Source organism: Burkholderia sp. (genome assembly GCF_018375725.1).
Lineage (GTDB): Bacteria > Pseudomonadota > Gammaproteobacteria > Burkholderiales > Burkholderiaceae > Burkholderia.
This window is the reverse complement of record NZ_JAHACR010000300.1, coordinates 1-4965: the sequence shown is the minus strand read 5'-3', so window position 1 is coordinate 4965 and position 4965 is coordinate 1. Positions and strand designations below refer to the sequence as shown.

Sequence of the window (4965 nt, the reverse complement as noted above, 5' to 3'; positions counted from 1 at the left end):
ATATTATTCATCCTCCTCACCCATTCCATCTGGTCCTGCCACGACGCGCTGCCGTTTTCGCCGGGCAGCAGGATCGTGTGCGTTACATCGCCATTCACATCGACGAAGCCGCCGAGGTAGATCTCGCCTTCGGCGAGCGGGGGAATCTGGATCTGCTGCATGGTTTCTCCTGGATGAATTCGAAAAAGCGGGGCGCTATACAAGCCGCCCACCAAATGGCGTCGCGCTATCCGAGGGCCGTAATGCTTGCGCGAGGCTGAGAGAGTGGTTACGTGCTCGCTGCGATCTGCATCGCAGTCTTGGCATCGTTGAGCTTTTGAGGGGTCGGCGCGATCGAGGTCGCGAGGCGATATGCCTCGCTCGCGGCTTTCTTCCATGCGACGGCGGTCTGGTAGCTACCGCCGAGAACTTGGGGGGGCACTCGGTTGCAGAGAGCCTTGATCTCGTCGCGCAACTTCGAGACTTGCTCTTGCTCGGCCGCGGCGGCTTCCGGAGTCTTCTTCATCGTCTTCTGCATGATCAACCCTTCAAGTAGCTCTGATTGGAGGCTTCAATGGTGGGTGCTCGGCTCGCATAAGGCAGCGTGGTGGCATGAAGCGGTGTCCGCGCGCGGCTGCAGGCCTCATTCGCGTTTTGTGACGGCGCCCACCCGTCACTCCGAGCACCCACCGTTGAAGCCGGTGGAAAAAGCGGGGCGAGACATCCGCCCCAAAATGCCGCGCGCTACGAGGACGCACGCGGCAGGCCACGGGGAAATCGGTCGGCTACGTCGGCAGCACGCGGCCGGTTGCGTGCTGGATGTAGCGCTTCGTGAGGTCGAGGGCCGCGTTATCGTTGCCGACATAGAACGCCTCGAAGATCTGCTTGATCGAGACGTCGTCATTCGGCCCTGGGTTCTTGCGGCGGCGTTCGAGCTCGTCGACTAGGTCTTCGGTATCGAGGTCGCGCAGGTCTATGTCCACGGTTACGAGGGCCATCGCGTTCCCCTTCAGCCAAGGTAGGCGTGCTCAACCTGGTCGATCGTGCGCAGGCGCACCGACGCGCCGGTCTTCGCGAGCACGATCGGCTCACCGAGCACGACGGCGTGGTCGAACAGGCGCTTCGTGAGACGGATGTCGTTCAGGCAGTAGTCGATGACCTCGCCGACGCGGCCCTGCTGCCAGGCGATCGGCGCGTGCGCGCCGCTGCCCGACTTGCGGATGCCGAAGTTGACCTCGCACGTCGCGTCGAGCCCGTAGCCGGTGTGTGAATTACCGCCGAACGTCGGGTAGAGGCCGGCGGCGCGCCAGATCTCCGCGAGTAGGTCGTACCGGAATGAGCCCGGCATCGTGCCGTACGGATCGAGCGTGGCGTTGATCACCTTGTCGTCGAAGTCGATGCCGTTGAACGAGACGAGCGGCGCGCGCTTCGCGCACAGATCGAGGAATTCGGCAAAGTTGTCCGCGCAAAACACGCGATAGCGCGATTCGGCGTAGTCGTACGCGCCGATGACGCTGATGCCCATGCCGGCGTGGTCCTTCCACCCGTCGCAGTATTGGATTCCTTCGACGCGGGTTTCGCCGCGACCCAAGATCGCCTTGGCGATCTCGATGTCGTAGATAAGAGAGTTTTCGAACAAGGTCATGTCGTGCCTCAGTCGTTGTCGTTGGCGGCGCGGGAATTCGCATCGCGGTGGGTGGAGGGTTCGGCGGCGGCTTCGCGGGCGGCGCGCGCTTCCGCGCCGAGCGAGAGGCAGCGACGGATCAGCGGGTTCGTGATCCCGTCGATGGCCGATCCGCTGCAGCGGTGCAAGCGGAATTCGCGCGCGATCATGGCGTCGGTGATAGGAAGCGGACCCGGCATGGTCATGCGCTCCGCTGCATGTCGGCACGTGCGCGCGCGGTATCGGCTTCGTCCCATTGCTGGGCGAGCGCGAGCACTAGGATGGCGACGAGTAGGGCGGCGAACGATTTCGCCCACAGGATCAGGAGCGCCTTCATGCCCAAAGCCCCATGAGGCGCTCGACCGGCGGCGCGATGGCGCCGGCGAGCAGATAGAGGGCCGCAAGGGCGGCGAGCGGCAGCCAGTCGGCGCGCGGCGCGCCGGCCGCGCGCCGGCCGCGAAAACGGGGAAATCCGATCTTGAGCATGTTGCCTCGATGCAAGGGAGGCCGGCTCAGTGACAAGCGAGGGACTGGAGAGAGGGCGCGAACAGTTTGCTATGCTTCCGGTGCCGGGGCTGCGAACCCCGGTTGCGGCCTCGCAAGCTGCTCAAGGTGAGCTGCAAGCATGCGCCGGTAGAGAGTCGGCATGCGTCTCAACTCTTGCTTGCTGCTTGCTGCAGTGGCACGTCATCCTAGGCAGCGAACCACCCCGGTAGCAACGCCGGGTTACGAATGAACGAGCGCCTTACGACGCTCGTGGCCACGAGCTTTCTCGGTGATGAGCCATGAAAGTTTCCGTGAAGGCGGAGATCAAAATCGACGTGGCGGCGTGCCTGCGTGCACTCACCGCGCTGATTGCGATCCTCGTGACCTGATGAAGCGGCCCGGCAGAATATCGCCGGGCCGTCCATCGAACCCGGGTGCAGGCGGGGTGCGTGACCATCCCGCAGCACAGCGCCTTGCCGCACCCTCTCTCAAATCCCCAACTTGTCAAAGAACTGGCCTCAGCGGTTGCTGGGCGTCACCGCATCAGGGCGGTGACGTAGTGCCGTCTCTCCGGCTGTCACGCCTAAATCCGTGGCGCTCCGGCTTTCCCATGCGTGCTACCTTGTTGATCCCTCAACCATCCAAGGCAACGCCCATGGAGAAAAATCGCTTTCGGGTTCGCGTCTATGTAAACGGTGTTTCACCCGTTGTTGTTGCCGGCGGCAGAGACCCCCTTGGCGTCTATGTCGTCACCCGCGAGGCTTCCGGTAGCGGGTACGAGGCCATCCCTGAACTTCGTGTAACGATCGAGGCGGAAAAGCTTAGGCGACTCGATTCCGGAGAGGATGCGGATCTCGAACTGACAGTCCCCATCAAATCGGATGCCTTTAAGGGCATGTAATTCACCGTCGATCGACCAGACTCGCTCGACGGGCTGGTCGTCTCCGTGCTGGAGAAATACGGGCTCCGAGTCTCGCGGCTCGGTCGGTTCGATGAAGAATGTGATGCGGGTGGGGCCGGACATGTTTGCCTCGCGGTTGCTGGGATGTCACGGCTTGCGTGACGTTGAGGCAATTAAACAACTCGCAAGCCGGAATGTCAAGTATGCTATACATAAATTTCAAGCGGAGACGTCGGGAGCGTCGTGCAGACGCAAAAAAGCCCGCGCGAAGCGGGCTAGATCGATGTTGGCCGAGGGAGGATTAGTATGTGGTGCAGTTTATGTTTGAGCCAAACTGATTGCAGTTGGTGATGGTAAGTGGCTTACTGACGGCGGGAACCGGGGCATATGCTGGCAGCTGCATCGGCACATATGGGACCGTTGGAGTTGGCGATGGCCGGGCGGCGGCCACGGCACCCAGAATCGCGAGGGATCTCGATTGGCGTTCGCGTTCGCGCTCGTCTGCCTGGCGCTGAATTTCGATGGCGCGCTCTCGGAGGCGCTCATCGGCCACGAGCATATCGGCATTGAGTTGGCGCTGCGCTTCCGCGCGACCGGTATTGAATTCGCCGAAAGTAATTCGACGCGCATATAGATCCTTAGACAGATCCCATGCGCGCGATTGAGCGCGCTCCAGTGCATGAACGTGCTCGGAAGGCAAATTGCTCATTGCGGCGCTGAGATATATCGTGGCGCATTTCCGACGCGCAGTCTCAAATGCGTCGATCGCGGGGAGATCTGCTGCGGATGCGCGAGCCTGATCCGACATCTGGATCAGAGTCGCATCCTCAAGGTGCTGAATTGCAATCCGGGGGCGAATCGGATCAATTGCAGCATTCGAATAGAGCACCGTGCATTCCTGAGTGGCATTATCGACCGCCTGCTTGAGGCGAGCTGCGCGCTCAGCTGCCGCTCGCTCGGCTTGCTGTTGCTTATATGCGGCGCATCCAGATAACGATACTGCAATGACGCCTGCCGCCAAAATCGACCATCGCATAAATCCCCCGATTTTAGATTCTCTCACTTTGCTTGTGAACGATGCGCCCGATAACGAAGGTATCCCCATTCAATGGGCGGTCACGATAAATCCGCTTGTCGTGGTTATCTGATGCCGCGACCCAAGTTTCCTCTGATCGGAAAAGCCGCTTGACTACGACTTCCCCATCGTAGCTGAGCGCGAATGCAATTCCATCGCGTGGCGTTGAATCGGCCGTATTCACGACGACCCAATCCCCGTCATAAAGTCCGGGTTCCATGCTGGCGCCGCTTACCTTGATGGCAAGCAGCTTGTCTGGGTCGTAGCCGTTGTTTTCGTACCAGCTCCGGTGAAAGACGATCGGGGCGTGATCTTCCTCGAATGGCTCAATACCGTAACCGGTAATGCCAGCTGAAATCTTGATCTTCACTCGCCTGATCGCCGGATATTCTGGGTTCCCCTGAAGGGGAACCTCTTGCGAAGATGCCGGCTTCATGGTGCCGCGTCCAGTAGCCAGCCAATTCGGAGAAACAGATAGAACAGACGCCACTTTTAGCAAGTTCTCGCCCGCCAGATTTGTGGTAGCGCTATTCAGCCAAAACGAAACCGCCCCACGCGTCACGCCAACGCGCCGCGCGAGTTCCGACTGATTCATCCGGGCTTCCGCAAGGGCCGCGCGCAGGCGGTCTGCCAGTGTTTTCATGTATAGCAGACTAACCCCTTGTGCGTTCAGTGAGCTTGACATATGATTTGTCTAGTGCGCTATACACTGGATTGAAGATGCAACTGACTAAACAGCAGGCAATCGCAATTTTCGGAAGCGGAGCGGAACTTGGTCGCGCCGTCGGGTTGTCGCGCGCGCGCATTTCTCAATGGCCTCCATTGCTCGAGCAGCGCGAGTCCGATCTAGTCGTTGGCGCC

At 60.6% G+C, this 4965-nt stretch carries 9 protein-coding genes; all 9 read right to left on the bottom strand.

Annotation, left to right across the window (positions count from 1 at the left end; genetic code table 11):
- Positions 1-268 precede the first annotated feature (268 nt).
- Complete coding sequence (locus tag KH616_RS21260) at positions 269-517, bottom strand: hypothetical protein (RefSeq protein WP_292250546.1); 249 nt, start codon at positions 515-517, stop codon at positions 269-271.
- 247 nt (positions 518-764) lie between these two features.
- Entirely contained in the window at positions 765-977 is a 213-nt protein-coding gene (locus KH616_RS21255) for a hypothetical protein (RefSeq protein ID WP_292250544.1), read from the bottom strand.
- Positions 978-988: 11 nt separating this feature from the next.
- Complete coding sequence (locus KH616_RS21250; protein WP_292250541.1) at positions 989-1624, bottom strand: ribonuclease H-like domain-containing protein; 636 nt, start codon at positions 1622-1624, stop codon at positions 989-991.
- A gap of 8 nt (positions 1625-1632) precedes the next feature.
- Positions 1633-1848, bottom strand: a complete 216-nt coding sequence (locus KH616_RS21245) for a hypothetical protein (protein ID WP_292250539.1) — start codon at positions 1846-1848, stop codon at positions 1633-1635.
- A complete protein-coding gene (locus KH616_RS21240) occupies positions 1845-1979 on the bottom strand; it encodes a hypothetical protein (protein ID WP_292250537.1) in 135 nt (44 codons plus the stop codon). Before KH616_RS21240 ends, KH616_RS21245 begins: the two co-directional genes overlap by 4 nt.
- Complete coding sequence (locus KH616_RS21235) at positions 1976-2128, bottom strand: hypothetical protein (RefSeq protein ID WP_292250535.1); 153 nt, start codon at positions 2126-2128, stop codon at positions 1976-1978. The genes KH616_RS21240 and KH616_RS21235 overlap by 4 nt, the downstream gene beginning before the upstream one ends.
- A 700-nt stretch (positions 2129-2828) precedes the next feature.
- Positions 2829-3152, bottom strand: coding sequence for a hypothetical protein (locus KH616_RS21230; protein ID WP_292250533.1), 324 nt, complete (start codon positions 3150-3152; stop codon positions 2829-2831).
- Positions 3153-3330: 178 nt separating this feature from the next.
- Positions 3331-4065: a hypothetical protein gene (locus KH616_RS21225; RefSeq protein WP_292250531.1), complete on the bottom strand. Its 735-nt coding sequence runs from the start codon at positions 4063-4065 to the stop codon at positions 3331-3333.
- A gap of 13 nt (positions 4066-4078) precedes the next feature.
- Positions 4079-4747 carry a S24 family peptidase gene (locus KH616_RS21220; protein WP_292250529.1) on the bottom strand — a complete coding sequence of 223 codons (669 nt, stop codon included), beginning with the start codon at positions 4745-4747 and terminating at the stop codon, positions 4079-4081.
- Positions 4748-4965 lie beyond the last annotated feature (218 nt).

Bases quoted from the DNA above. Each gene is read 5' to 3' on its own strand.
- KH616_RS21225 (WP_292250531.1), bottom strand. From the start codon at position 4,065: ATGCGATGGTCGATTTTGGCGGCAGGCGTCATTGCAGTATCGTTATCT.
- KH616_RS21235 (WP_292250535.1), bottom strand. From the start codon at position 2,128: ATGCTCAAGATCGGATTTCCCCGTTTTCGCGGCCGGCGCGCGGCCGGC.
- KH616_RS21255 (WP_292250544.1), bottom strand. From the start codon at position 977: ATGGCCCTCGTAACCGTGGACATAGACCTGCGCGACCTCGATACCGAA.
- KH616_RS21230 (WP_292250533.1), bottom strand. From the start codon at position 3,152: ATGTCCGGCCCCACCCGCATCACATTCTTCATCGAACCGACCGAGCCG.
- KH616_RS21240 (WP_292250537.1), bottom strand. From the start codon at position 1,979: ATGAAGGCGCTCCTGATCCTGTGGGCGAAATCGTTCGCCGCCCTACTC.
- KH616_RS21245 (WP_292250539.1), bottom strand. From the start codon at position 1,848: ATGACCATGCCGGGTCCGCTTCCTATCACCGACGCCATGATCGCGCGC.
- KH616_RS21220 (WP_292250529.1), bottom strand. From the start codon at position 4,747: ATGAAAACACTGGCAGACCGCCTGCGCGCGGCCCTTGCGGAAGCCCGG.
- KH616_RS21260 (WP_292250546.1), bottom strand. From the start codon at position 517: ATGCAGAAGACGATGAAGAAGACTCCGGAAGCCGCCGCGGCCGAGCAA.
- KH616_RS21250 (WP_292250541.1), bottom strand. From the start codon at position 1,624: ATGACCTTGTTCGAAAACTCTCTTATCTACGACATCGAGATCGCCAAG.